Source organism: Pseudomonas sp. MUP55, from assembly GCF_034043515.1.
Taxonomy (GTDB): domain Bacteria; phylum Pseudomonadota; class Gammaproteobacteria; order Pseudomonadales; family Pseudomonadaceae; genus Aquipseudomonas.
The window spans coordinates 5,778,595-5,804,975 of sequence record NZ_CP138214.1; the positions used below are offsets into that span (position 1 = coordinate 5,778,595).

19 protein-coding genes are annotated in these 26,381 nt (G+C 64.4%); 8 read left to right on the forward strand and 11 right to left on the reverse strand.

Annotated elements, in window-relative coordinates; translation table 11 throughout:
- Window positions 1-22: 22 nt before the first annotated feature.
- The 11 genes from SC318_RS26215 to tagH are packed head-to-tail and all read right to left on the reverse strand — an operon-like array spanning window position 23 to window position 15,986.
- Window positions 23-1,735 carry a formylglycine-generating enzyme family protein gene (locus SC318_RS26215; protein WP_320429027.1) on the reverse strand — a complete coding sequence of 571 codons (1,713 nt, stop codon included), beginning with the start codon at window positions 1,733-1,735 and terminating at the stop codon, window positions 23-25.
- The gene (locus SC318_RS26220) at window positions 1,728-2,912 is read right to left on the reverse strand and encodes an ABC transporter permease family protein (protein WP_320429028.1); all 1,185 of its coding nucleotides are present in this window, start codon (window positions 2,910-2,912) and stop codon (window positions 1,728-1,730) included. The genes SC318_RS26215 and SC318_RS26220 overlap by 8 nt, the downstream gene beginning before the upstream one ends.
- Window positions 2,912-3,616: an ABC transporter ATP-binding protein gene (locus tag SC318_RS26225; protein ID WP_320429029.1), complete on the reverse strand. Its 705-nt coding sequence runs from the start codon at window positions 3,614-3,616 to the stop codon at window positions 2,912-2,914. The genes SC318_RS26220 and SC318_RS26225 overlap by 1 nt, the downstream gene beginning before the upstream one ends.
- Window positions 3,616-6,579 carry a serine/threonine-protein kinase gene (locus tag SC318_RS26230; RefSeq protein WP_320429030.1) on the reverse strand — a complete coding sequence of 988 codons (2,964 nt, stop codon included), beginning with the start codon at window positions 6,577-6,579 and terminating at the stop codon, window positions 3,616-3,618. The genes SC318_RS26225 and SC318_RS26230 overlap by 1 nt, the downstream gene beginning before the upstream one ends.
- Window positions 6,576-7,295, reverse strand: coding sequence for a PP2C family protein-serine/threonine phosphatase (locus SC318_RS26235; protein WP_320429031.1), 720 nt, complete (start codon window positions 7,293-7,295; stop codon window positions 6,576-6,578). The genes SC318_RS26230 and SC318_RS26235 overlap by 4 nt, the downstream gene beginning before the upstream one ends.
- Window positions 7,296-7,949, reverse strand: coding sequence for a type VI secretion system-associated protein TagF (gene tagF / locus SC318_RS26240; protein WP_320429032.1), 654 nt, complete (start codon window positions 7,947-7,949; stop codon window positions 7,296-7,298).
- Window positions 7,946-11,446 (reverse strand): type VI secretion system membrane subunit TssM, encoded by a 3,501-nt coding sequence (gene tssM, locus SC318_RS26245; RefSeq protein WP_320429033.1) that lies wholly within the window; start codon window positions 11,444-11,446, stop codon window positions 7,946-7,948. The genes tagF and tssM overlap by 4 nt, the downstream gene beginning before the upstream one ends.
- On the reverse strand, window positions 11,443-12,732 hold the full coding sequence (locus SC318_RS26250; protein WP_320429034.1) for a DotU family type VI secretion system protein: 1,290 nt from the start codon (window positions 12,730-12,732) through the stop codon (window positions 11,443-11,445). Before SC318_RS26250 ends, tssM begins: the two co-directional genes overlap by 4 nt.
- A gap of 6 nt (window positions 12,733-12,738) precedes the next feature.
- Window positions 12,739-14,073, reverse strand: a complete 1,335-nt coding sequence (gene tssK, locus SC318_RS26255; protein WP_320429035.1) for a type VI secretion system baseplate subunit TssK — start codon at window positions 14,071-14,073, stop codon at window positions 12,739-12,741.
- Between the two features lie 18 nt (window positions 14,074-14,091).
- Window positions 14,092-14,601, reverse strand: a complete 510-nt coding sequence (tssJ, locus tag SC318_RS26260) for a type VI secretion system lipoprotein TssJ (protein WP_320429036.1) — start codon at window positions 14,599-14,601, stop codon at window positions 14,092-14,094.
- Between the two features lie 56 nt (window positions 14,602-14,657).
- Window positions 14,658-15,986 (reverse strand): type VI secretion system-associated FHA domain protein TagH, encoded by a 1,329-nt coding sequence (gene tagH / locus SC318_RS26265; RefSeq protein WP_320429037.1) that lies wholly within the window; start codon window positions 15,984-15,986, stop codon window positions 14,658-14,660.
- Window positions 15,987-16,378: 392 nt separating this feature from the next.
- Between tagH and tssA the strand changes: the two genes are divergently transcribed.
- The 8 genes from tssA to tssH all read left to right on the forward strand — a co-directional run bounded on the left by tssA (window position 16,379) and on the right by tssH (window position 26,357).
- Window positions 16,379-17,398 (forward strand): type VI secretion system protein TssA, encoded by a 1,020-nt coding sequence (tssA, locus tag SC318_RS26270; protein WP_320429038.1) that lies wholly within the window; start codon window positions 16,379-16,381, stop codon window positions 17,396-17,398.
- A gap of 54 nt (window positions 17,399-17,452) precedes the next feature.
- Window positions 17,453-17,959 carry a type VI secretion system contractile sheath small subunit gene (gene tssB, locus SC318_RS26275; RefSeq protein ID WP_010207547.1) on the forward strand — a complete coding sequence of 169 codons (507 nt, stop codon included), beginning with the start codon at window positions 17,453-17,455 and terminating at the stop codon, window positions 17,957-17,959.
- A 2-nt stretch (window positions 17,960-17,961) separates the two neighbouring features.
- On the forward strand, window positions 17,962-19,458 hold the full coding sequence (gene tssC, locus SC318_RS26280; RefSeq protein ID WP_010207548.1) for a type VI secretion system contractile sheath large subunit: 1,497 nt from the start codon (window positions 17,962-17,964) through the stop codon (window positions 19,456-19,458).
- Window positions 19,459-19,639: 181 nt separating this feature from the next.
- Entirely contained in the window at window positions 19,640-20,128 is a 489-nt protein-coding gene (locus SC318_RS26285; RefSeq protein ID WP_005792512.1) for an Hcp family type VI secretion system effector, read from the forward strand.
- 203 nt (window positions 20,129-20,331) lie between these two features.
- On the forward strand, window positions 20,332-20,847 hold the full coding sequence (gene tssE / locus SC318_RS26290) for a type VI secretion system baseplate subunit TssE (protein ID WP_042945974.1): 516 nt from the start codon (window positions 20,332-20,334) through the stop codon (window positions 20,845-20,847).
- Window positions 20,844-22,703 carry a type VI secretion system baseplate subunit TssF gene (tssF, locus tag SC318_RS26295; RefSeq protein WP_320429039.1) on the forward strand — a complete coding sequence of 620 codons (1,860 nt, stop codon included), beginning with the start codon at window positions 20,844-20,846 and terminating at the stop codon, window positions 22,701-22,703. Before tssE ends, tssF begins: the two co-directional genes overlap by 4 nt.
- The gene (gene tssG / locus SC318_RS26300) at window positions 22,667-23,710 is read left to right on the forward strand and encodes a type VI secretion system baseplate subunit TssG (RefSeq protein ID WP_320429040.1); all 1,044 of its coding nucleotides are present in this window, start codon (window positions 22,667-22,669) and stop codon (window positions 23,708-23,710) included. Before tssF ends, tssG begins: the two co-directional genes overlap by 37 nt.
- Complete coding sequence (gene tssH, locus SC318_RS26305; protein WP_320429041.1) at window positions 23,703-26,357, forward strand: type VI secretion system ATPase TssH; 2,655 nt, start codon at window positions 23,703-23,705, stop codon at window positions 26,355-26,357. Before tssG ends, tssH begins: the two co-directional genes overlap by 8 nt.
- The last annotated feature ends 24 nt before the right edge of the window (window positions 26,358-26,381 follow it).

Below are 26,381 nucleotides of genomic sequence, written 5' to 3' on the forward strand. Positions count from 1 at the left end.
AAGCTCGCTAGACAGCCAACGATCAAGACCGCTGACCGCTCGCTGCGAGCAATTCCTTCAAGATCGTTGCCGGGTCGGCCCGCTGTTGCTTGCGGTAGTTGCCGACATGGCGAACGAACAGTGTCGCGCGCGTCACCAGGCTCTTGCCGAGCACTGGCTTGCGATCCAACTCTTCCTTGATTCGTTGAAACTGTGCCTGGATCACCGCATCGGTGTAGCGCGTGCCGGTGGCCAGGTTGTCGATGTAGATCGCCACGGCGCCGTCCAGCGCACTGCGCCCGTTGGCAATGGCCATGTCGAACAACTGCGCGCTGGCCTGGTCCTTGTTGTCCACGGCCTGCTGGCGACTCTTCTGCAGGTTGGCCAGGCGGATGTTGTAGTTGCTGATGGTCTCGGCCACCAGCGCGGCGGACTGGATCAGGTTGCCCGCCGCTTCTTCGCGCTGCTGGGCGATCAGCGAAACGTTGCGCTTGAGCTCTTCGTTGACCAAGCCCAGTTCGGCTTGCAGCTTGGGGTCGACGCTGGCCGCGATGATGCTGTCCAGGCGCTTGGTCGGGTCCTGGGCGTCGTCGATGGCGTCGGTCAGCGACGCCAGGCGGCCTTCTTTCTGCCACTGCGCAAACAGCTCCTTGTAGCGTGAGCGCGGCGCCGACAGCGCGCCAATCGCGACGCGAAAGCCGGTGGTCTCGTTGCTTTGCTCGGTGCCATCGGCGGCAAACAGCGGGTACTCGCGGCGCATGCCGGTGAATAACGTGCCTTCGCCCTCCAGGTAGTTGCCGCCCTTGACCACGAAGCCGCCATAGGTGCCCTGGCGGCGCCCGGCATGAACGAGTTGGAAGGATTCCTGAACCATTTCCGCAGCGTTGCCGATCACGTCGAACATACCAATCGGGTTGGGCAGCTTGGTGCCGATGGGCATCAGCCGCGCGGCCTGGCCGGTGCCGCCGGCGACCTGGTTGAACACCGCGTAATCGCTCAGTGGCCCGTCGCTTTCACTGCCCTCGACGCGGCGTGGAAACAGGCGCCCTTCCAGGTCCTGGCGACTCACCACCTGGCCACCACGGGCGGCGAATTCCCATTCCACCTCGGTGGGCAAGCGCACAAAACCCAAGCCGCCGTCTTCGGCCGAGGCGCCGCGACCACTGACCGGCAGCAACTCGCGGTGGTATTTCATCAGCCAGGCGCTGTACACCGCCGAAAAACGCTCGGCCTCAAAGCGTGACAGTTTCACTTTCGGCAAGCGCCCGGCCATGCCGGTGGGCGCATCACAGGCCGGCGCCGGCTCGCCGCTGGCCAGCGACTGGGCCTGGGACATCACCTGGGCGTACTGGCGGGCGGTCACTTCGTACTTGCCGATGAAATACAGCATGGGCTTGAGCGGGGTCTTGGCGTCCGCCTTCGGCATCAGCGGCGCGATCACGCTGCTCCAGTCCTTGGGCAGGTCCTTGAGGGTGAACTGGCCGTTGATGAAGTCACGCCGGTAACCGGAGATGAACGACTGCTGATAGCCCGCCTCGCCTTCGGCAAAGGGATAGCCGAGGTTGACCTCACGGTCGTCCAGGGTGCCCTGGGCCAGCACATAGGCGTAGCGGAACACCATGTTGCCTTCGCACGGCAGCGGCAGGCTCACGTCGTCCGGCAACGGCTTGGGGTTGTCCAGCTTGTCGCTTGCCTCATCGGCCCAGGCCAGCGAGGCCAGGCTCAGCGCCACACAGGCGCCCACTAACTTAAACATCTCTGATTCCTTCAGAAGCCTGAATACGCGCCACTCGCCAACCGCCACAGGCCGCCGCCACGGCGCTGACGCCGAGGACAGCCGCCAGAGCCAGGCCGTAGTGACGCGCCAAAAGATGGCTGGCATGTTCGCCCGGCACCTGCACGAATAGCTTATTCACAGCGGTTTCGGCCAGGCCATACAGCCCGGCACTGAGCACGGCGGCAACACTCGCGCTGTACAGCGCCTGCATCACCACGAACACCAACAGCGCGGCCGTGGAAAAGCCCAACAGGCGCAACACCGACAACTCCCGACGCTTGCGCGCCACCGCAGCCAGCGCCCCGGCGAACGTCGCCGCAAACGCACCGGCCGACGCCAACCCGCAGATGATCCAGAATACGATCGACAGGTTGCGACTCAACGACTGCACCTGGGCGATGGTTTGCGCCTGGGTCGACACCAGCACCTGCTGCCCGGCGAAGTACAGGCGCAGCGGTTCCACGTCGGTGAGCGTGCGCGCATACAAGCGAAACGCCGGATACACCCGCTGCTCGCCCACCCCGACCGCTTCACCTTCCCACTGCAGCGCCGGCACCGCGCGGCCATCGCGATAATCCTCCACCGCCTCCAGCAACGCCAAGTCAGCAAACAGCCCGTCACGGGCAAAGGCCTCCAGCGGCAATACCGCCAGCACCTGCACCCGCGTGCGCTGCGCCTCGACGCGCCCTGCCAGTTGCCGCGCAAAGCGGGTCTCCAGCCAGTCGCCGGGCCGCGCCGCAAGCTTCTCGGCGGCGGTATGGCTGAGCACGATCTGGTCCAGGCCCTTGGGCATCGGCAAGCCAGCCAGCAACGGGTCGCCCGGCGCGGTGGGCAGCATTTCCAATACCAACGCGCCCACCTGCGCGGTCGCCGCGATCTGCCGCGTACGCGGTATGGCGAACGCCACATCGCTGCGCTGGCCCAGTTGCTCGACCCAGGCGCTGCTGAATCGACCACCGCCCAACGGAATGATTTCACGGGTAGCCGGGTCGGTCTCCAAGCGTTCGGTCAAACTGCTAACCAGTCCAAATTTCAGCCCAAATAACACCAGCAATGGCGCGATAACGGCCACCAGCGCCAGCACCGAGCAGGCCGACAGCCACGCATCGTTGCGGTAGTCCTGCCAGGCGAGCGACGCAACCAGGCCGATGCGCATCAGCACACCTCCCCGAGCGTCGCGGTGACGCCGCCATCCGCATCGCGACGGCAGCCGATGCGGCGCACCTGCAAGCCACTGGCGCGAGCCAGGGGTTCATCATGCGTGGCAATCACGCAGGCGGCGCGGTGTTCGCGAGCCTGGGCCAGCAGGGTCTGCATCACGCGCTCGGCATTGAGCGGGTCCAGGGACGCGGTCGGCTCGTCGGCCAGCACCAGTTGCGGTGCGTGGGCCAGGGCGCGGGCGCAGCTCACGCGTTGGCGCTGGCCCACCGACAAGGCGGCCGGAGGCTTGTTCAACTGGTCGCTGATTTCCAATAGCGCAGCCAGGCGCGCCACGCTGCCGTCGTCCTTCAAGCCCAGCAATTGGCGGGACAAGGCAATGTTGCCGCGCACATCGAGAAACCCCAGCAGCCCGCCGGTTTGCAGCACATAGCCCAGATGCCGGCTGCGCAACCTTGCCAGGGCGCTTTGCCCATCCGCGCGCCAGAGCGCGCCGATATCGACCTGGTTGAACTCGAACTGCCCGCTCCGATCCGGCGCCAACACCAGCGCCAGCATATCCAGCAAGGTGCTCTTGCCGCAGCCGCTGGGCCCGACAATCGCCAGTTGCTCACCGGCACGCAGCTGCAGCGTCGGAATCACCAGGCTGTAGCGCTGGCTGCCGACGCCCCGGCTCTTGTGCACCGCGTTCAGGCTCAGCATCACGGCAACGTCGACAACGGCACGCGGTACAACGCATCGCCCGGTTCGGCATCGCCGAAACGCACCCAGTTGGCCACGTCATTGTGGAAGGTTTCGTAGAGGCGGATTTTCGAATCCAGCTCGTCGATGAAGTCTTCCTGCTCGGCCACGCTCAACGACAACCACAGGTCCTGGGTCATGTTCAGCGACTTGCTGCGATACGGCAGGCCCTCCAGGTATTCGCCCAGCAGACCGCCGTCGGCCAGGTTGCCGCCCTTGCGCAGGGCTTGCGGGTCGCGGCTCATGTACGCCGAGGCGCTGGCGATTTCCTGGAAGAAATCCTTGGGCGAGCTTTGGGTTTTGCGCGCCGCGTCGACGATCAGTTTCAGCGACTGCTGCAGGTCGTTCAGTTGCAGCTTGGTCAGCATCACGCACACCTGGAACGCCGGCAACGCCGGGTTGGTCAGGTCGCGGTCGGCGGTCCAGGCGCTGACCAGTTGCGGCGCCTGGCTCGCGGTTTTGCGGCCAAGAAAATCCATGTGCATCGCATAACCGACCGCTGCGGACTTATCCGCCAGGCTCGGCGCGGCACTGAGCAGCGGCACCGGCTGCGGCGTGTTGCTGCGCACCTGATGCACGAGGTTGGCGAACACCGTGCCGATCTCGTCGACCCGCTCACCCAGCTTGCGCACGTCGCCACCGGGCACCGGTGTGTACAGGTCGCCGATCTGCGGGTTGGCGTCGGCGGTCAGGGTCCGGTACTGACTTTCGGCGCCGGCATGGGTTTTCTTGCCGGCGTCGGTGCGCAGATGCAACGCGTAGATCTTGATCTGCTTGCCCAGCGCTGCCTGGCGCACCTCGGCTTCGTTCATCTGGGTGGCGGCGAACGGGTCGTTCTTGCGCAACGCCCCGGCATCGGAGACCAGCAGGATGATGCGTCCGCCGTAGCCGGACCAATCCATGCCGTCCACTGCCTGCATCACCCCGGCAAACGCGTCTTCGTTGAACGAATGGCTGGACACCGTCGACGCCTTGACCTGCCGCGCCATGTCCAGGAAGCGTTGCGGGTCGCGGCCTTGGTCGAGGGTGATCAGGGTCTTGGCCACGTATTCCAGGCCGGGGGTTTTCTTGATGCTGTTGCGAAAGCCCACCAGCCCGAAGCTGACGCTGTCCAGTTCACCGCGCTCGGCGATACGGGTTTGCAGTTCGTGCACCACGTCGCGCACCTGGTCGATATACGGCTGCATCGACACGGTGGTGTCCACCACCAACACCACCGCCGTGCGGAAGGCGTCGGCATTGGCGCCAGCCACCGCGGCCGCCGGCTTGGCAATGGCGCTGCTGCCAGGGTCGATGGAGGCAACATTGAGCAACTGCACGGGCTGGCCGTTTTCGTCGAAGCTCTCTTTGGCGTCGAAGATCGGCAACAGGTAGAACTGGTTCTGCGGCACCGCGCTGGCGGTGGGTTCCAGGGCCAGGACTTGCTGATTGTCTTCGCGGTTGTTCTGCGCCTTGGCCAACACGCTTTTCGCCGCCGCGGGGTCGGCCAGCAGTTTTTCCACCTCAGCGGGCTGGCGCAGGAACATCACCGGCGCCCGGCCTGAGCGCTCGGTGAACTTGAGCACCAGGCTCTGCTTCCAGTCACTGACTTGCGAGGCCGGCAGCCAACCGTCACTGCGACCATCGGTGGCCGCGCCGACCCGCATCCAAGGGCTGCCATCGACCTCCTTGCGCTGGTACACGTAGAGCACGGAAAACGCCGGCAAGGCTTTGCCCGGTGCACTGCCCGCTTCATTGGAAAGCTTCGCGCCGGGCTTGCTCAGCACACGCTGGAACAGGGTCTTCTTGCCGGCCATCAGCAGCGGACGCTGGCCGCCATCCGCAACCGCAACCGCCGCCGCCGGTGGCTTGGCTTCAGGCACCACGGCAACAGGCGCCTTGACCGGCTCCTCGGTGCCGCTCAACCACCAATAACTGGCGCCACCGATGGCCAGGGCGACCGCCACGGCAACCGCCGCCAGCGCCAATACCGGCCCGCGGCGCTGCTCGCTGTGTTGCATCGGCGCCACCACCGGCTGACGTACCGGTTGCGGCTTGCCCGTCGGTATTTCAATCGACTCCGGCGTGATTCCCGCCAGGTCAAAACTGAGTGGAATCGGCAGCGGCCGCACCAGGGTGGCCTCTGGCGACTGCGCCGGCAGTTGATCCAGTGCCAGCAGTAACGCCGCCGCATCCGGATAACGCTCTGCCGGGTCCTTGGCCAGCAACTTGCGCAGCACACCCTGGTAACGACCGTGGTGCACCGGCAGCTCCGGCAAGGGCTCGGTCAGGTGGGCCAATGCGGTGGAGAGCGCATCGGTGCCGCTGTAAGGCAGCTTGCCCACCAGGATTTCGTAGAGCACCACGCCCAGCGCATACAGGTCGGCGCGACCGTCGATCTCCTGGCCGCGTGCCTGTTCCGGGCTCATGTAGCTCGGCGTGCCCACGGCAAAACCGGCCTGGGTGAACTGGGTGCGGTCGTCCAGGGACTTGGCGATGCCGAAGTCCGACAACACCGCCGTGCCGTCGGCGCGGAACAGAATGTTCGCCGGTTTCACGTCGCGGTGCACCAGGCCCTGGGCGTGGGCATAACCGAGCGCCGAGGCAATCTGGCGGATCAGCGTCACGCCCTGCTCCGGGGTCAGGCCGGCAGCGATGCGTTCCTTGAGCGTGCCGTTGGGCAGGTATTCCATGGCCATGTAATACAGCTCACCGACATTGCCGATGTCATGGATGGTCACCGTGTGCGGGTGCGACAAGCGCGCCAGGGTCTTGCCCTCGCGCAGGAAGCGTTCGCAGAAGCTCGGGTCGGCCGCCAGCGCCGCCGCCATCACCTTGAGTGCCACCTTGCGCTCCAGCGAACGCTGGGTGGCCAGGTACACATTGGCCATGGCGCCTTCGCCGATTTCGCCTTCGATGTCATAGCCGGGGATGACGATGTTCATGGCGACACCTTCACGACGATGGTGGTGATGTTGTCCGGCGCGCCGCGATTGAGCCCCAGGTGCACCAGGCTGCGTACGATTTCATCGGGCGCGTCATGGCCGAGCACTTCACGGATTTCGTGGTCTTCGACGGTTTTGGTCAGGCCGTCGCTGCACAGCAGGTAGCTGTCGCCGGGGGCGATCAACAGGTCGACCGAGGCCACGTCCAGTTGCGCTTCCACGCCCACCGCGCGGGTCACGATGTTGGCGCGCGGATGCACACGGGCGTCGGCTTCGCTGAGCAGGCCGCTGTCTTGCAGGTCCTGCACGTAGCTGTGGTCGCGGGAAATGCTGTGCAGCTCACCGTCGCGCAGGCGGTACAGGCGACTGTCTCCGGCCCACAGGCACACCCCGCGCAAGCCACGCGCCGCCAGCACCACGACGGTGCTGCCCATCATGGTCACGCCACGGTTGGCGGTTTCTTCACGCACCGCCGCATTGATGCGGATCAGGTCGTTGCGCAAGGCGGCCGCGTATTCCTCAAGGGAGCGCCCCATCGGCACGTTGCGCAGGCTGTCGACGATCAGGCTGCTGACATAATCCCCCGCCGCGTGCCCACCCATGCCATCGGCCACCACCCACAGGCGGTTTTGCGGCAGGTCCAGACACGCGTCTTCATTGACCTGGCGCACCATGCCCACATGGCTTTTGCTCGCGGATACATACGTCGCGCCCATCTACATCACACCTTCTTGTCCGAGCAAAAACTGCGCAAAATCGTTGGCGGCAGGCAAGCCCTGACACCGTAATAAACCGGGGGAAATACGCTGCGACCCTCGTCCCCACCAAAGGCTGGCACCTTCGCAGGCCTGTTCGGCAAGCGCCGTCATGCGCCCGTGGGGCACGGTGGCGGCCACGCGTTGCAGGCCGGCAAAACGGCTGTCGACCGCACGCGGCTCCGTCGCTGGCAGGCCGAGGTGGTCCAGGCCAGCGTTGAAGGCTTCAAACGTGGCGCCGGTGTCCAGGGTGCCGAGCAGCAGCTCCTCGGCCTGCTCGAACCAGGCGTCAGGCCCGCCCACCAGGGAGGCGGGGTTGGTGTCGTGATCGAGCACCACCACCACCGCCAGCGGAAAATAGCGCCCCACCCGGTCGATGCTTGGCATCAGCACACCCGTCGCCGCGTCCGGCCCGCACACGCCTGGCGCGAGTACAAAGCGCCACAGCGGGCTGACCAGATAAGCGTTGAGCCAGTCGCCGCCCAGGCTGTTCTGGCTGGCGAGCAAACCCGCCGCCAGCCAGCTGTCCCAGGGGCCGATAAAACTCTGGGGCAAGGCGCGGCTGACAAAATCACCGCGACTGGCCAACTTGCCGTAGAAACCCAGCGTCGTCATAGCCGCTCCGGCAGGCTGAAGCCGCTGAGCACCCGGCTCTTGAACGGATTGAAGGCGCTGTTGGCGCGCAGCTCGTAGGCGATGCTTGCACCGTCGACCCGCAGGCGCAGGTTGAAGCGGTCCGGCGAGTTGCCGGCGGTAAGGTCCGACTGCTCCAGCAGGCGGAACCAGGCCCACGGGCCGTCAAGCGTCACGCCGGAGCGTCCGCTGGCCGACGGCGGCATGATCGACAGCCGCACCACGCCGATGCTGCCGGGGTTCGGCCATTGCATCGCCACCGGGCGGCTCGGGCCGTGGTCGTAGCTCAGTTGCTGGCCGTCGAGGTCGAGCAGGAACTGGGTGATGGTCGGGTCCATCGACACCGGCTTGAGTTCGAAGCGCACGATGGGTTGTGTGCCGCCGGACCTGAAGAACGCGTCCCGAATCGTCGCCGCACGCTGGAAGGTTTGCAGCACGCCTGGCGCAATGCCGAGCTTCTGCGCCGCGCCCGGCTGCCAGCGCCAGGTCTGGGCCGAGGTGTCTACGTAGGGCTGCAGGTACTTGCGAAAGTAGTTATCCATCACCCCGCCGACGCCGAAAAACTGGCCGAAATCATCCAGGGTCGCGTCCCGCGCACTGCCCGGCGACATCGGGTAACGGCCGGCCAGTGACTGGCGATACACGTTGACCACTTCACTGACCCAGGCCGCGTTCAACTGGTTACGCACCCCGCCCATCATGCTGTTGGTGGTGGAATTGACCACCGACTTGACCATGCCCTGCACCAGCGGCGGCTGGCGTTCGGCATTCAGGCTGACCCGCGTGGCCGCAGCCGCCGCCTGGTTCTTCGCCTCGCCCAGCAAGGCATCACCGCTGGCACCGACCATGGCACTGACCTGCACATACAGCGCGTTCATGTCCGACAGCAGGCCGTCGATGGCAGCCGGTTCGCCTTCGTTCTTACTGACGATGCTGTTGAGCTCCGCAAAGTGCGCGGTAACCGGGTCATCCGCAGCCGCGGGCGCGCTGGCGCTCGGCTGCTCCTGGCCGAGCAGGCTGCCCAGGCGTTCCTTGAGCTTGTCGACGCCGCCCTCCACCGGCACGCCTTTGGCCGCCAATTGGCGCTCTTCGGCTTGCAGGTCGGTTTCCTTGGCCACCGCCACCAGCAGCTTTTTCAATGGCGAGGTCGGCCCCGAGATCACCCGCAGCACATCGGCCGCCTGGGCCACGCTGGTGATCGGCACAAAGTCGATGTCTGCCAGCAACGCATCCCACTGGCGCTGGTAATCCTGGAAGTACAGGCGGCGCACATCGGCAGCCAGGCTCACCACGTTCTGCTGGTCGGCCTGTTCCTGGCCGAGCACCCATTGCTCTTCAGCCAGGGTGCCGGTCTGGTTCAGGCTGCTCAGCAAAAACCCCTGGCGATAACCCTTGGCGGTGAAAAACCCGCTCAGCGGTTCGCCCAACGGCTTGCCGCTCTTGCGGCTGAACACCAGCGCGGCGTCACGGCCGGCGGCTTCATTGAGGCGAAAGTCCGGGATGCCTTCGGGCAGTTTCTGACGCTTGACCCGGTCATACACGCGCTGGGCCACCGGTAGCTGTTGCAGTTGGCGGCGCAGGTCATCGATCAGGCGTGGATCGAGGCGCGCATTCGGTGGGTGGCGGTCAAACAATGCCTGCAAATGCCCGGTCAACGCCTGGCGCTGATCGGCCGGCAGGTCGCGTGGCAGGTTGCGGTCCCAGTCGAGGGCGATCCAGGCCTTGATGAAGTCCGGGTCGTAATGCTCGCTGTCGGCCAGCATCAGGTAGGCCTTTAAGCCTTCGTAGAGAAAATCCGAATTGCCGCCGCCGTGCAGTTGCTCTTCGATGCGCGTGACCAGGCGCGGCGCGAAGACCGCGATCAGCAACTTGCGATAAACGCTCGCCGACTCGGCTTCGAGCATGTCGCCCTGGTAAAGCCCCAGCCCTTCGGACCAGTTGGGCGAATCCCCCGCCAGGTGCTTCACCGCGTTGAGCAACGGCAGCACGGCCAACACGTCACGCTGCGCCGGGCTCAGGGTTTGCACGGCCTGGCCCAGGGGCGCGACCTTTTGATCGACCTGGGCGATATACGCCTGGTTGGCGCGATAACTCACCCACCACAGGCCGCTGACCACCACCACCACGGCCACGGTAGCGGCCAGTACACCTCGGGCGATCCACTTGCGACGGCGCTCGACTTTCGGGTTTACCCCCACCAGGCCACGCTCGGCAAAGGCCACGGCAGTGAACAGTTTTTCGATGAAGTAACTGCGCCCAGTGCCGCTCTGGCGCGCCAGGTGCTGACGGTCCAGGTTCATGCTCTGGGCCATGGCGCCGATCAGGCGATCAATCGGACTGCCTTCCTGGGTGCCGCTGGTGAAATACACGCCGCGCAACAGCACGCGCTCTTCGAAGGCGTTGGGTTTGAACACGCCCTCGAGGAAGCTCTGCAGGCAATCTTTCAACGCACCGAACTGCTGCGGGAAACCGTAGATCAAGTCGCGGCGCGCCGGGTCACGTTCCTGTTGCAGGCGTTCCACCAGGCGCTCGTTGAGGCGTTGCTCCAGGCCGGCGAATTCGCTTTGCAGGTGCGCCAGCGGGCTGTCGCTGTGTTTGCCGTCATCCAGGGCGAAGGTCATGCCCCACACCTGGGCGCGCTCTTCCTTGCTCAGGTTGTCGAAGAACTCCATGAAGCCCGGCACCAGGTCGAGCTTGGTCAGCATCAGGTAGATCGGAAAGCGCACGCCCAACTGGGTGTACAGCTCCTGAATACGCAGACGGATCGCAGCGGCATGGGCGGCGCGTTCGGCGTCGGTGCCGAGCAGCAGGTCCGACAGGCTGATGGCAATGAAGGCCCCGTCGATCGGGCGGCGCGAACGCTGCTTTTTCAACAGGTCGAGAAAGCCCAGCCAGGCGGCTTTATCCACCGTGGAGTTGCTGTCCTGGGTGGTGTAGCGCCCAGCGGTGTCGAGCAACACGGCTTGATCGGTAAACCACCAGTCGCAGTTACGCGTGCCGCCGACGCCGCGCACCGCACCGGCGCCCAACTGCGCGGCCAATGGGAAGTGCAGCCCGGAATTGACCAGCGCAGTGGTCTTGCCCGAACCCGGCGGCCCGATGATCACGTACCACGGCAGTTCGTAGAGGTTGCGGCGCTCGTCGCCCCCCAGCTTGGCCTTTTTCAGCAGTGCCAGGGCTTCGTCCATGCGCTGACGCAGGGTGCCGAGCTCTTCGGCGGTGGCGACGCTGTTGGGATCGGCCGGGGTTTCGGCGGCCAGGCTGCGCATGACTTCGGCGGCCTGACGGCGCGCCTGGATGATGCGCAGCACGCGGTAGGCGATCCACAGCGCGAACACCAGGATGATCAGCGCCCAGCGGCGCCCTTCGGGTGCCAGCATGTCGAGCAACGGCCCGACGAACCAGATGATCAAGCTCAGGGCGATCAACCCCAGCACGGGGATCACCCAGCGAATCATGAAACTGAAAAACGCCTTCACTCGACGCCCTCCGCCAATACGGTGATTTCAACCCGACGATTGCGGGCACGGCCTTCGGCAGTACTGTTGGTCGCCAACGGCTCGGTGTCGCTGCGGCCCTCGGCGCTGAAGCGCTCGGCCTGCCCGGTCTTGGCGGCGAGGATGTCCAGTACCGACTTGGCCCGTGCTTCGGACAGCGCCCAGTTCGACGGGAAGCGCAGCGTGGCAATCGGGCGATTGTCACTGTGGCCGGTTACCCGGACCTGGCCCTTGACCTTGCGGATGGCGTCGGCGATGCGCAGCATCAGCGGCTGGTAGTCATCGACGATGCTGGAGCTGGCGGACGCAAACAGTTCGTCACCCCGAATGGTCACGACAGAGCGGTCGACCTTGTCCTCCACCGCGACGCGGCCGGCCTTGATGTCTTCGGCCAGGAACCCGGCCAGGCGTGGCCGCTCGATGACTTTTGGCTGCGCCACCGGACGGTCGATGGCCTGCACCGGGATCTCGCCCAGGGCATGGATATTCTTGAACACCGGTTCGGCATCCGACGCCAGCTTCATGCGCAAGCCAAACAGCAACGCCAAAAGCAGCGCCAGGCCGATCGCCACGGCGATCCACGGCGGTATGAACTGCGCCAGGCGATCGCGCGCCACGGTGACGCCGCGCCAATGCGGCGACAGCTCGCGCTCGTGCTCGCCACGAGCGTTGCGAATCGCCGCCGCGGTACGCTCGCGCAAGGCTTCCAGCTGGCTGCGCCCGTCGGTCATCACCCGGTAGCGCCCTTCGAAACCCAGGCACATGCACAGGTACAGCAGCTCCAGCAGGTACAGACGTTCCCGCGGGCTTTGCAGGCAGTGGTCAAGTAACTGGAAGACCTTCTCGCCGCCCCAGGCCTCGTTGTGCACGGTGATCAGCAAGCTCTGCTTGCCCCAATCACTGGTGCTGCCCCACGGCGTGCTCAACACGGCTTCATCGAGGGCGGTGCACAGCGCGTAACGGGCCAGCAGCACTTCGTTGCGCGCCACACCGGCGGCTTCGGCGCGCTCTTCGAATTGGCGCAGATAGGCGAGCAATTGTGCGCGCAGGCTGGCCGGCGCCGGGTGCGCGATGGTGTTGCGCAACCGCGTCAGCAAGGCCAGCAGCGGGCCGGCGGCGCTTTCCAGCGGGTTGAGGCCCTGGCTCTTGCCGGTGAGCATCGGTGCGGCCGGCATCGACAAAGGTGCCGGCTCCGCACGCGCAGGTTCCGGCGCACGGCCGCCGGGGCGCGGCATGAACTGAGTGCGGTCATCATCATTGGGATGCATCGCGGATTATCCTCGGATCGCCCAGAAGGCCAGGTTCAAGCCCGGGAACTGCCCGGCGATGTGGAAGGCGAAACCGCCTGAATTGCTCAGCTGCTGCCAGTGCTCGCTGCCCCGGTCCAGCTCGTAATAGGTACTGCCGGCGTGGTACGGCAATTGGCGTGGCGCCACCGGCAGCGGCAGCAGGCCGATGCCCGGCAACTGCAGGTTGACCATGTCGCGGATATGCTCCACCGAACCGACCTTGCTCTGCTGGCCGAAGCGCGCACGCAGGGTTTCGCCAGGCACATCGGCACGCACCACCAGAATGAAGCTGGCGCTGTCGAGCAGGGTCTTGTCGGCCAGCATCGCCACGTGGATGCCGTAAGCCTTCTCCACAATCGGGATCGGCGTGGCCTTGCTGTCGATCAACATCGACAGCGCCTCGCGCAACGCGGCCATCACCGGGGCGAAGCTCAGGGCCAGGTCGTCGTGCTGGTACTGCGGGTATTCCTGGGGGCGTCGGCCTGAGGTGGAAAACGTCGAAAACTCACCGGCCAGGCTGACCAGCTCGCTGAAGAAGCGCTCCGGGTGCAGCGGGCTCAACTGGCTGAAATGCTGAAGCAGCGGCTGCGCGCGGTTGACCAGTTGCAGCAGCATGAAGTCGGCGATTTCCGACGCGCCACCGGCACCCGACGCCACCACACGGCCGGCCAGGGCTTCGCCACGCTGGTGCAGCAGGCCGAGCAGTTCGCTGCGAAATGCGCTCAGCGGTTTGCTCGCGGCCACGTCCAGCACCGGTGGGATGTAGCTGTCATCCAGCACCAGTGCGCGGTCGGCACGCTTTTCCTTGATGCGCACCAGGCCAATGGCGGCGTAGTCGCTGATGCCGTCCTGGGCCGTCAGCAAACGCAACGCCCGCGAGCCCACGGCCACCGGCGCGCGGTTTTCGAAGGGTGCGTTGTCGTCGCGCACTTCACGCACCTGGCTGACGTAACGCGCCGCTTCCAGGGCTTCGCCTGCGTCCACGGTGTCACGCGCGCCTGCTCGCTTGAGCGGCAGGGCCAGGTAGACCAGGCCATCGCGCAGGTTGTCGTCGGTATTCAGCGGGCTCGGTGCCAGGTCGTCGTGAGGGATATTGAACGGCGTGCCGTCAGGCAACAGGCCCCGCGCCGACACGATTGCCAGTTTGCCCTGGGCGAGCAGGCCCTGGTCGATCAGCAGCTCGGAGAACCCCCAGGCGCCCGCGGACAAAGGCCGGCTGCGGGCGTCGATCAGGTTTTCCAGGTAACGGTCATGCTGCTGGAAGTGCTGCGTTCCGATGAACATGCCTTCCGACCAGACCACGCGATTGTTCCAGGACATGGGGGCTCCGATTGCTTGTTATTGGGCTGGGCTGGAGGGAGTGGCCACGACGTCTGCGCGCACGGCGCGCACATCGAGGCTGATCTGATATTCGGTGTATTGGCGAGGCGGCACGTCGATGACCGTGCGCCATTGCGCCCGGTCCAGTTCGCGATAGCCCACCAGCAGGCCGATCTGACGCGTGGACGGGTCGAGATCGCGCTGGATGCTCAATTGCTGGCCGGGCTGGATCACCACTTCGTCCTGGTCGAGCAGGTCCAGGCCAAGCGTGGATTGCGCCCGATCCGCCAGGGCGAAGTAATCGGAGCGCGCAAACGTGGCGGCATTTTTCAGCTCGAAAATGCGCACCCGTACCGGGGCAGCCTGGCCGCTGGCACCGGGGTTGAGCCCGGCAATCGCATGAAAGTGCAACTCGACGGCGGCCGTGTCCGCTTCCGCCTCGGCGGCAGCTTGGGGTTTGACCGCGTCTTTGGCACACGCCGTCAGCAGCAGCGCGGTGGCGGCTGCGAGTAAAAACCTGGGAATCATCCTGCGTCCTCAATGACGTGCTTAGCTATCCGTTTTGTCCATCACTGCAACGCGGTTCAGCGTCGCTGTCGTGCGCTGTGCTCTTCGTAGGCCCGGCTGAACTCGCGGCCGAACAGGTCCTGGAAATCGTCCTGGGCCTCGCGGGAAATATTGTTATAGAGCTCGGTGAACTGCTGCCAGTACTGAGCCTGGCGCGAGCCGTTGAAAATGCTCGAGAGGCCACCGGGCTTGCCCATGCGTTCTTCCAGCTGCGCCGGTTCAAAGCGCAGGAGCAAATGCTTGATCGCCGCTTCCACGCCGGCCATCACCGCCAATTGGTGAGCGCGCAAGTCGTCGAAACTGTCACGTACCGCGACATCAGGCGCCATAAACGCCTGGTTGCCGTGACGCAGCAACAGCAGTAACGCTTCGTCGGCATTCGGGGCAAATTTCAACGGATTGTTTTCGGCGGGGCGGATCATGGTTTGCTGCATGCGGAACTCGCCCTTGAGGCTGGCGCGGGCACGCAATACGTCGATCAACCCCTCCACCATCAGCCGGTAGCTGCGGCCGATGCTTTCCATCTGGGCGCAGGCATCGGCCTTGTCCAGGCGCAACTGATCAAGGCCCGCCCCACGCAGGAAGGCTTGCAGCAGGTCGGGTTGCTGCTGGGCATCGCCGACGGGGAGCGCAACCGGCTCGACCACAGGTGGCGGCGCAATAACCGGTGCCGGTGGCGGCGCAACGCTGGCGACCGGCGCAGGTACCTCGCCCAGCAGGTCCCAGTCTTCGGGAATCACCGAGCCTTGCACCACCGGTGTTTCTGCGACCGGCACGGCAACCGGCGCTGGCGGGCGGAAGTCGTGTTGTTCGGACGGCACATGGTCCGCCACGGTCGGCGGTGGCACGGCAGTGGGGCTGAGGAAGTCGAACAGGTCCGGCAGGGTTTCCATCGACGAGGCACCCTGAAATTGCGGCGCGATCATCGGGGTCGGCGCGGGCGTGCTGGCTACCGCGCCCATCAGCGCTTCAAAGCTGTTCGGCGAATCACCGGCAAACGGCTGGCCGTCGAGGGCCTGCACGTTGAAGTCGATGCGCGCCTGGATTTCGTAATCGCCGATACGGATCAGCTCGCCATCCTGCAGCGGCTCGCTGTTACCCCGGCGCAAACGGACACCGGCGTTAACCAACTCCACACCGTTGGTGCTGTTATCGGTTAAGTAGTAACGGCCATCTTTGTATTGAATAACGCAATGTTGAGAGGAGACGAGACGCTCGGGGTCGGGCAAAACCCAGTCATTTTCCGAACTGCGGCCGATGGCCATCGAGCCCTGGTTCATGGACTTTTCGGAGCACTGCCCAGGGGTAATCTTGTGATAACTAGTGATAGTCAAACACAGCGACATCTTGCCTCCTTGCTGATACATCGCGCGCGGAACATCCGGGGCTACGCGTGCCCGGGTATCTCCGCCAGGTCGTGGAAACGACCGCCTGAATCTGTATTTGCCAGCATGATCGCTGATCTTATCCGGCTTGCATGACAAAAATCCTCTACGACGGGCGCCGTTCGACCCACCAGTCGCGCAGGTTGTTAAACACCGCACATCTGTCACAGAGGGCGAATAGCTTACCTTGACAAGGCCTAAGTACTACACCAAAAATGCACAACTTCTTGAACATCAGTGATGGCACAGTAGTGGCACTCTGAAAGTATGACCAAGAAAACATGCAAAGTTCACCGCGCAACTAAAGCATGCAGCGCCCGGCATCTAACGGGCTGATAGGGAGATCGAATTCAGTGGATGTGCCGTTGCTGCTCACCGCCGTGTCCGCGTCCTCGCCCTGTGGCGAAGACATGGAATATGACGCGCAATTTCTGCAATTGGAACGTGATGCCAAGGGCCAACCCGAGCGCAGCATGGGCGATTCGATCCTGCCCGCTGAGCCGCCTGAATGGCGCAGCATCCAGCAGCAGAGCCTGGACTTGCTCCAGCGCAGCAAAGACCTGCGCATCACCCATTTCCTGCTGCAAAGCTCGCTCGCCCTGCAAGGCGTGGCCGGGCTGGCCGAAACCCTGACACTGATCGACGCGTTACTGCGCCAGTACTGGGCCGACCTGCACCCGCGCCTGGATGCCGATGACGACAACGACCCCACCGTGCGTATCAACGCGCTGTCCGGCCTGACGAGCGACACGACGATTCGCCTGCTGCGCGAAAGTATCCTCACGCGCTCGCGCACCTTCGGCCCCGTGAGCCTGCGCGCCGCATTGAACGCCAGCGGCCTGCTGAGTTTCCCCGACGAACAATTGGGTGCCCAGCAACTCAACGCGGCGTTCCTCGACAGCGATCCGCAACAGCTGCAAGCCACCCGCGACGCCTTGAGCGCTGCGCGCGCCGCCTGCGAAGCCATCGAACAACAGGTCAACGAGCAGGTCGGTTCCGCCCAGGGCGTGGACCTCAGCGCGTTGAAACAGCCGCTCAAACAGGCCCTGCAACTGCTCAATCAAGCCGTACCCGGCAGCGACAGCAGCAGCGAACCCGAGGCTGTCAGTGAAGACAGTGCCCCCTCGGTGGATTACGCCGCCGCACCCTCAGCACCGCGCCCTGTCGGCGATATCGCAAGCCGCGATGACGTGCTGCGCAGCCTCGACAAAATCCTTGCGTATTACACCCGGCACGAGCCTTCGAGCCCGCTGCCGGTGCTGTTGAACCGCGCGAAGAATCTGGTGCATGCCGACTTCGCGGCCATCGTGCGCAATCTGATTCCCGACGGCATGTCCCAATTTGAAAACCTGCGCGGCCCAGACAGCGAGTAAGCCGCCGGACCGTGCAGTAACAACACCGTCGCTCAAGCGACCAGGAGCAGCAACGTGGCGAAGCAAAGTTCTCAGAAATTCATCGCGCGCAACCGTGCGCCTCGAGTGCAGATCGAGTACGACGTCGAGCTCTACGGCGCCGAGAAAAAGGTCCAGCTGCCCTTCGTCATGGGTGTGATGGCCGACCTCGCCGGCAAGCCTGCCGAGCCGCTGGCACCCGTGGCCGACCGCAAGTTCCTTGAAGTGGACGTCGACAACTTCGACTCCCGCCTCAAGGCCATGCAGCCACGCGTGGCGTTCCACGTACCCAATGAGCTGACAGGCGAAGGCAACCTGAGCCTGGACATCACCTTCGAAAGCATGGACGACTTCAGCCCGGCCGCCGTGGCGCGCAAGGTCGATTCGTTGAACCAGTTGCTCGAAGCCCGCACCCAGTTGGCCAACCTGCTGACCTACATGGACGGCAAGACCGGCGCTGAAGAAATCATCATGAAGGCGATCAAGGACCCGGCGCTGCTCCAGGCACTTGCCAGTGCGCCTAAGCCTGCAGGGGACCAGTAATCATGACTGACAATACCGCCCGCGAAGGCAGCCAGATCCTGGGTGCCACCGAAGAAGCCAGCGAGTTTGCCAACCTGCTGCTGCAGGAATTCAAACCCAAGACCGAGCGCGCCCGCGAAGCCGTGGAAACCGCGGTGCGCACCCTGGCCGAACAGGCCCTGGCGCAAACCGACCTGGTGTCCAACGACGCGATCAAGTCGATCGAATCGATCATCGCCGCCATCGACGCCAAGCTCACCGCCCAGGTCAACCAGATCATCCACCACCAGGATTTCCAGCAGCTGGAAAGCGCCTGGCGTGGCCTGCACTACCTGGTCAACAACACCGAGAGCGATGAGCAGCTGAAGATTCGCGTGCTCAACATCTCCAAGCCGGACCTGCACAAGACCCTGAAGAAATTCAAGGGCACGGCGTGGGACCAGAGCCCGATCTTCAAGAAGATGTACGAAGAAGAATACGGCCAGTTCGGCGGCGAACCCTACGGCTGCCTGGTGGGCGACTACTACTTCGACCAGTCGCCTCCCGACGTGGAACTGCTGGGCGAGCTGTCGAAAGTCTGCGCCGCCATGCACTCTCCGTTCATCGCAGCCGCGTCGCCGACCGTGATGGGCATGGGCTCGTGGCAGGAACTGTCGAACCCGCGCGACCTGACCAAGATCTTCACCACCCCGGAATACGCCGGCTGGCGCTCGCTGCGTGAATCGGAAGACTCGCGCTACATCGGCCTGACCATGCCGCGCTTCCTGGCGCGCCTGCCGTACGGCGCCAAGACCGACCCGGTGGAAGCCTTCGCCTTCGAAGAAAACACCGACGGCGCCGACAGCTCCAAGTACACCTGGGCCAACGCCGCCTACGCAATGGCGGTGAACATCAACCGTTCGTTCAAGCACTACGGCTGGTGCTCACGCATCCGTGGCATCGAGTCCGGCGGTGAAGTGGAAAACCTGCCGGCCCACACGTTCCCTACCGATGACGGTGGCGTGGACATGAAGTGCCCGACCGAAATCGCCATCAGCGACCGCCGTGAAGCGGAACTGGCGAAGAACGGTTTCATGCCGCTGCTGCACAAGAAAAACACCGACTTCGCCGCGTTCATCGGCGCCCAGTCGCTGCAGAAACCGGCCGAATACGACGACCCGGACGCCACCGCCAACGCCAACCTGGCCGCGCGCCTGCCGTACCTGTTCGCCACCTGCCGTTTCGCGCACTACTTGAAGTGCATCGTGCGCGACAAGATCGGTTCCTTCAAAGAGAAGGACGAAATGCAGCGCTGGTTGCAGGACTGGATCCTCAACTACGTCGACGGTGATCCGGCGCACTCCACCGAAACCACCAAGGCCCAGCATCCACTGGCAGCCGCCGAAGTGATCGTGGAAGAAGTGGAAGGCAACCCGGGTTACTACAACTCCAAGTTCTACCTGCGCCCGCACTACCAGCTCGAAGGGCTGACGGTGTCGTTGCGCCTGGTGTCGAAGCTGCCGTCTGCAAAAAGCGCTTAAGTAATTCGCTCTTCTGTGGGAGGGGGCTTGCCCCCGATGGCATCACCTCGGTCTGATTGACAGACCGAGTTGCCTGCATCGGGGGCAAGTCCCCTCCCACACAAAAACACAAGATGCGTTACCACGCAGAGCGTGGGAACGATCACCAAATTCAGTGGCCCACGCCACACAGGGAGAAAACATGGCTGTTGATATTTTCATCAAGATCGGCGACATCAAGGGCGAGTCCATGGACAAGGCCCACAAGGACGAAATCGACGTGTTGAACTGGAGCTGGGGCATGGCCCAGTCCGGCAACATGCACGTTGGCGGTGGCGGCGGCGCGGGCAAGGTGAATATCCAGGACCTGTCGCTGACCAAGTACGTCGACAAGGCTTCGCCGAACCTGATGATGCACTGCGCCAGCGGCAAGCACATCGACAAGGTCAAGCTGACCGTGCGCAAGGCCGGTGGCGAAAGCCAGGTCGAGTACATGGTGATCAACCTGGAAGAAGTCCTGGTGACCTCCCTGAGCACCGGCGGTTCGGGCACCGATGACCGCCTGACCGAGAACGTCACCCTGAACTTCGCCCAAGTGATGGTCGACTACCAGCCGCAGAAAGCCGACGGCACCAAAGACGGCGGCGCGATCAAGTTTGGCTGGAACATCCGTTCCAACACCAAGCGCTGATACGCCTCTCTCTCGCTCCGTCTTAGCAGCTGAGGAGCGAAGCGAGAATGTGGGAGGGGGCTTGCTCCCGATTACGGTCGGCCAGTTGATAAAGTCGATACTGGTCCACCGCCATCGGGAGCAAGCCCCCTCCCACAGCCTCGCTTCGCTCGGTAGCGGCTGCGGGGTTTTCTTATTTCAATATTGTCCGTGGAGCTGCTTTGGTGGTAACTGAAATCGCTTCCCGCGACCGTCTGCAACCGTCCTTGCTGGACCGGTTGACCGACGATGACCCAACCAATCCCAAGGAAAGCGCCGACAAACGCGTGCTGTCCCTGACCCAATTGAAAGCCTCGGTATTGCGTGACCTGGCGTGGCTGCTCAACACCACGTCGTTGCTCGATGCCGATGCCACGTTGCACACACCGGCCGGCACCTCGGTGGTCAATTACGGCCTGCCGGCGCTGGCGGGCAACAGTGTTTCCAGCGTCGACATCAAAGCCCTGGAAGCCCTGATCTACCAGGCCATCGCGACCTTCGAACCGCGCATCCTGCGCCACACGCTGCGCGTCAAGGCCCGCGTCGGCCAGGGTGAAATGAACCACAACGCCTTGAGTTTCGAGATCGAAGGCGACCTGTGGGCCCAGCCGGTACCGTTGCGCCTGCTGCTGCAAACTGACCTGGACCTTGAGTCCGGCCATGTGCGCGTGGTGAACGCAGACCAACGGAGGCGCCCATGAACCCGCGCCTGCTGGAGCTGTACAACCAGGAACTGCACCATGTGCGCGAAAGCGCCGCCGAGTTCGCCAAGGAATACCCGAAGATCGCCAGTCGGCTGACCCTGTCCGGTATGGACTGCGCCGACCCGTACGTCGAACGCCTGCTCGAAGGTTTTGCCTACCTCACCGCCCGCGTGCAGTTGAAGCTCGACGCCGAGTACCCGACCTTCACCCACAATCTGCTGGAAATCGCCTACCCGCATTACCTGGCGCCCACCCCGTCGATGACGGTGGTGCAACTGCAGACCGACCCCGACGAAGGCTCCCTGGCCAGCGGCTTCCCCCTGCCCCGCGACACGGTGCTGCGCGCCGCCCTGGGCCGTGAAACCCAGACCTGCTGCGAGTACCGCACCGCGCACCCGGTGACGCTGTGGCCACTGCAGGTAAGCAATGCCGAGTACTTCGGCAACCCTGCCGCCGTGCTCGGGCGCCTGGCCGCCAGCGAGCCGAAGGCCAAAGCGGGTTTGCGCCTGACCCTGCGCACCGGCGCCGAATTGCCGTTCAACAGCCTCGACCTGGATAACCTGCCGCTCTACCTCAGCGGCGCCGATGAGCAACCGTTCCGCCTCTACGAACAATTGCTGGGCAACGCCTGCGCGGTATTCGCGCGCAAGCCGGGGGGCGACTGGGTTGAGCGCTTGCCTCAGGACGCGTTGCGCTCCCGCGGTTTTGACGATGCCGACGCGGCCATGCCGGTGGTCGCGCGGGCCTTCCAGGGCTATCGGTTGCTGCAGGAATACTTCGCCCTGCCCCACCGGTTCCTGTTCGTCGAATTCGCCGAACTGAGTCGTGCGGTCAAGCGCTGCGACGGCCAGGAGCTGGAACTGATCGTGCTGTTCGACCGCCACGAGCCGAGCCTGGAAGGCAGTGTCGGCGCGGCGCAGTTCCTGCCGTTCTGCACGCCGGCGATCAACCTGTTCCCCAAGCGCGTGGACCGCATCCACCTGTCCGACCGGGTCAACGAACACCATGTGATCGCCGACCGCACACGACCGATGGATTTCGAGATTCACTCGTTGAGCGGCATCACCGGCCATGGCACCGGGCCGGAGCAGCCGTTCCTGCCGTTTTACGCCGTGCGTGATCCCTCTCGCTATGGGCGCGACCAGGCGTATTACACCGTGCGCCGCGAACCGCGCGTGCTGTCCAGCGACCAGCGCCGTAACGGCCCGCGCTCCACTTACGTGGGCAGCGAAACCTTCGTCAGCCTGGTGGACAGCCGCCAAGCGCCATACCGCCATGATCTGCGCCAGTTGGGCGTCACAGCGCTGTGCACCAACCGCGACCTGCCACTGTTCATGAGCGTGGGCAACGGCAAGACCGACTTCACCCTGGCCGACAGCGCCCCGGTGCTCTCGGTGCGCTGCGTCGCAGGCCCCAGCCGCCCGCGCGCCAGCCATGCCCACGACGCCAAGGCCTGGCGCCTGATCAGCCAGTTGTCACTCAATTACCTGTCGCTGAGCGAACAGGGCCAGGGCGCGGGCGCCTTGCGTGAACTGTTGCGCCTGTATGGCGACAGCAACGACGCCGCCCTGCAATTGCAGATCGAAGGCCTGCGTGAAGTCAGCAGCAAAGCGGTGACCCGACGCCTGCCGATGCCCGGCCCGATTGTGTTTGGCCGCGGCCTGGAAATTACCCTGGAGTTCGATGAAAACGCGTTTCGCGGCACCGGCGTGTTCCTGCTCGGTGCGGTGCTGGAACGCTTCCTGGCACGCTACGTGTCGATCAACAGTTTTACCGAGACGGTGATCCGTACCACCGAACGCGGCGAGATCATGCGATGGAAAGCCAAGCCCGGACGACGTCCGACCCTGTGAGTACCCTGGACGCGATGCACCAGGAGCCCTGGGAATATGACTTCTTCCAGGCGCTGCGGCGTATCGAGTGCGAATCGCCGGACCTGCCGCGCCTGGGCCACTCCCTGCGCCTGGCCGATGACCCGCTGCGCCTGGGGCAACAGGCCGATTGCACCTTCGCCCCGGCCACACTGGCCTCGGTCGACCCCGGTGGCGAGGGTAAACCGGCGCGTCTGGAGCAGTTCTTCTTCGGCCTCGGCGGCCCCAACGGCCCGCTGCCGCTGCATATCACCGAGTACGTGCGCGAGCGCCAGCGCAATAACGCCGACAGCACCAGCAAGCAGTTCCTGGATGTGTTTCACCATCGCCTGCTGACCCTGTTCTACCGTGCCTGGGCCGAGGCGCGGCCGACGGTCAGCCATGACCGCCCGGACGATGACTACTGGTCCGCACGCCTCGCCGCCTTGAGCGGTCGCGGCATGCCGAGCCTGCTCAACCAGGGGCTTATCCCGGATACGGCGAAGCTGCATTACAGCGGCCACTTGTCGGCGCAAACCCGTTATCCGGATGGCTTGAAGGCCATCCTCAGCGAATACTTCGGCTTGCCGGTGGCGATCGAAGAATACGTCGGCCAATGGCTGGAATTGCCCGAACGCAGCCGCGTCGGCGTGAGCGCCAACCGGCTGGGCGTGGACTTTTGCCTGGGCAGCCATGTATGGGACCGCCAGCACAAATTCCGTATCCGCCTGGGCCCGCTGAAACTCGACGACTACATGGGCATGCTGCCCGGCCAGCAGCCGTTCAACGAACTGGTGGCCTGGGTCGCCGAGTACCTGGGCCATGAACTGGACTGGGACCTGAACCTGGTTCTGCAACAACCCGAAGTTCCGGCGCTGCAACTCAACGGCCAGTTCCGCCTGGGCTTCAACACCTGGCTCGGCCAACCTGCGCATGACGCCAACGACCTAATCCTGGCGCGGCATTACGCCGATCACGCCACCACCTCAAGGAATCCAGAGCATGGGTGAAATCAGTCGCGCCGCACTGTTCGGCAAACTCAACAGCGTGGCCTACAAGGCCATCGAAGCCGCCACCGTGTTCTGCAAATTGCGGGGCAACCCGTATGTGGAACTGGCCCACTGGTTTCACCAGTTGCTGCAACTGCAGGACTCGGACCTGCACCGCATCATCCGCCAGTTCAATGTGGAACCGGCGCGCCTGGCCCGTGACCTCACCGAAGCCCTGGACCGCCTGCCCCGCGGCTCCACATCGATCACCGACCTGTCATCCCACGTGGAAGAAGCCGTGGAACGCGGTTGGGTGTACGGCAGCCTGATGTTCGGCGAGAGCCAGGTGCGTACCGGCTACCTGGTGCTGGGCATCCTCAAAACGCCAAGCCTGCGCCATGCGTTACTCGGCTTGTCGTCCGAGTTCGACAAGATCAAGCCCGAGGCCCTGAGCGAGCGCTTTGATGAATACGTGGGCGACTCGCCCGAGAACGCCCTCAGCGCCAGCGACGGGTTCAATGCCGGAGTGCCCGGCGAAGCCAGCGGCGCCATGGCCCCCAGCGCGATGGGCAAGCAGGAAGCCCTCAAGCGATTTACCGTCGACCTGACCGAACAGGCGCGCAGCGGCAAGCTCGACCCTGTCGTGGGGCGTGATGAAGAGATTCGCCAACTGGTGGATATCCTCATGCGTCGTCGCCAGAACAACCCGATCCTCACCGGCGAAGCCGGGGTGGGCAAGACGGCCGTGGTCGAAGGCTTTGCCCTGCGCATCGTCGCCGGCGATGTACCGCCTTCGCTCAAGGACGTGGAACTGCGCAGCCTCGACGTGGGCCTGCTGCAAGCCGGCGCGAGCATGAAAGGCGAGTTCGAACAGCGCCTGCGCCAGGTCATCGAAGACGTGCAGGCCTCGCCCAAGCCGATCATCCTGTTTATCGACGAAGCCCACACCCTGGTCGGCGCCGGCGGCGCGGCGGGCACGGGCGACGCGGCCAACCTGCTCAAGCCTGCCCTGGCTCGTGGCACCTTGCGTACCGTGGCCGCGACGACCTGGGCCGAGTACAAGAAGCACATCGAAAAAGACCCGGCCCTGACCCGCCGCTTCCAGGTGGTGCAAGTCGCCGAGCCGTCGGAAGACAAGGCGCTGCTGATGATGCGCGGCGTGGCCTCGACCATGGAGAAACACCATCAGGTGCAGGTGCTCGATGAAGCGCTGGAAGCTTCGGTGAAGCTGTCCCACCGCTACATTCCGGCGCGCCAGTTACCGGACAAATCCGTGAGCCTGCTGGACACCGCCTGCGCCCGCGTCGCGATCAGCCTGCACGCAGTGCCGGCCGAAGTCGACGACAGCCGCCGCCGTATCGAAGCGCTGGAAACCGAGCTGCAGATCATCGCCCGTGAACATGCGATCGGCATTGCCATTGGTGCGCGCCAAACCAACAGCGAAGCCTTGTTGAGCACCGAGCGTGAGCGTCTGGCCAGCCTGGAAAGCCGTTGGGCCGAAGAGAAAGCCCTAGTGGATGAGCTGCTCGCCACCCGCGCGACGCTGCGTGAAAAGGTCGGCGAAGTCGACAGCGGCAACGATGAACTGCGTGCCCAGTTGGTGGACCTGCAACAACGCCTCAGCGCCCTGCAAGGCGAAACCCCGTTGATCCTGCCTACTGTGGATTACCAGGCCGTGGCGTCGGTCGTCGCGGACTGGACCGGTATCCCGGTGGGCCGCATGGCGCGCAACGAACTGGAAACGGTGCTCAACCTCGACCAGCACCTGAAAAAACGCATCATCGGCCAGGACCATGCCCTGCAGATGATCGCCAAGCGCATCCAGACGTCGCGCGCCGGCCTCGACAACCCGAGCAAACCGATTGGCGTATTCATGCTCGCCGGCACCTCGGGTGTGGGCAAGACCGAGACTGCCCTGGCCCTGGCCGAAGCCATGTATGGCGGCGAGCAGAACGTGATCACCATCAACATGAGCGAATTCCAGGAAGCCCATACCGTGTCGACCCTCAAGGGCGCGCCACCGGGCTATATCGGTTATGGCGAAGGCGGCGTGCTGACCGAAGCGGTGCGGCGCAAGCCCTACAGCGTGGTACTGCTGGACGAGGTGGAAAAAGCCCACCCGGACGTGCATGAAATCTTCTTCCAGGTATTCGACAAAGGCGTGATGGAAGACGGCGAAGGCCGCGTGATCGACTTCAAGAACACGCTGATCCTGCTGACCACCAACGCCGGCACCGAGCTGATTTCCCAAGTATGCAAGGACCCGGCGAACATCCCCGAGCCCGAGGAAATCGCCAAGGCCCTGCGCCAGCCACTGCTGGAGATCTTCCCACCCGCGCTGCTCGGCCGTCTGGTGACGATCCCGTACTACCCGCTGAGCGACGAGATGCTCAAGGCGATCACCCGCCTGCAGCTGGGCCGCATCAAGAAGCGCGTGGAAAATACCCACAAGGTCGCCTTCGACTACGACGACGCGGTGGTCGATCTGATCGTCTCGCGTTGCACCGAGACCGAAAGCGGCGGGCGCATGATCGACACCATCCTCACCAACAGCCTGCTGCCGGACATGAGCCGTGAATTCCTCACGCGCATGCTCGAAGGCAAGGCGCTGGCGGGGGTGCGCGTCAGCAGTCGGGATAACGAATTGCACTATCAGTTCAACGATTGACCTGACGGGATGCTGCTCAAAATG

Excerpts from the sequence above, each read along its gene's own strand:
- SC318_RS26215 (WP_320429027.1), bottom strand. The coding sequence starts at position 1,735 with ATGTTTAAGTTAGTGGGCGCCTGTGTGGCGCTGAGCCTGGCCTCGCTG.
- SC318_RS26220 (WP_320429028.1), bottom strand. The coding sequence starts at position 2,912 with ATGCGCATCGGCCTGGTTGCGTCGCTCGCCTGGCAGGACTACCGCAAC.
- SC318_RS26225 (WP_320429029.1), bottom strand. The coding sequence starts at position 3,616 with ATGCTGAGCCTGAACGCGGTGCACAAGAGCCGGGGCGTCGGCAGCCAG.
- SC318_RS26230 (WP_320429030.1), bottom strand. The coding sequence starts at position 6,579 with ATGAACATCGTCATCCCCGGCTATGACATCGAAGGCGAAATCGGCGAA.
- SC318_RS26235 (WP_320429031.1), bottom strand. The coding sequence starts at position 7,295 with ATGGGCGCGACGTATGTATCCGCGAGCAAAAGCCATGTGGGCATGGTG.
- tagF (WP_320429032.1), bottom strand. The coding sequence starts at position 7,949 with ATGACGACGCTGGGTTTCTACGGCAAGTTGGCCAGTCGCGGTGATTTT.
- SC318_RS26250 (WP_320429034.1), bottom strand. The coding sequence starts at position 12,732 with ATGCATCCCAATGATGATGACCGCACTCAGTTCATGCCGCGCCCCGGC.
- tssK (WP_320429035.1), bottom strand. The coding sequence starts at position 14,073 with ATGTCCTGGAACAATCGCGTGGTCTGGTCGGAAGGCATGTTCATCGGA.
- tssJ (WP_320429036.1), bottom strand. The coding sequence starts at position 14,601 with ATGATTCCCAGGTTTTTACTCGCAGCCGCCACCGCGCTGCTGCTGACG.
- tagH (WP_320429037.1), bottom strand. The coding sequence starts at position 15,986 with ATGTCGCTGTGTTTGACTATCACTAGTTATCACAAGATTACCCCTGGG.
- tssC (WP_010207548.1), top strand. The coding sequence starts at position 17,962 with ATGACTGACAATACCGCCCGCGAAGGCAGCCAGATCCTGGGTGCCACC.
- SC318_RS26285 (WP_005792512.1), top strand. The coding sequence starts at position 19,640 with ATGGCTGTTGATATTTTCATCAAGATCGGCGACATCAAGGGCGAGTCC.
- tssF (WP_320429039.1), top strand. The coding sequence starts at position 20,844 with ATGAACCCGCGCCTGCTGGAGCTGTACAACCAGGAACTGCACCATGTG.
- tssG (WP_320429040.1), top strand. The coding sequence starts at position 22,667 with ATGGAAAGCCAAGCCCGGACGACGTCCGACCCTGTGAGTACCCTGGAC.
- tssH (WP_320429041.1), top strand. The coding sequence starts at position 23,703 with ATGGGTGAAATCAGTCGCGCCGCACTGTTCGGCAAACTCAACAGCGTG.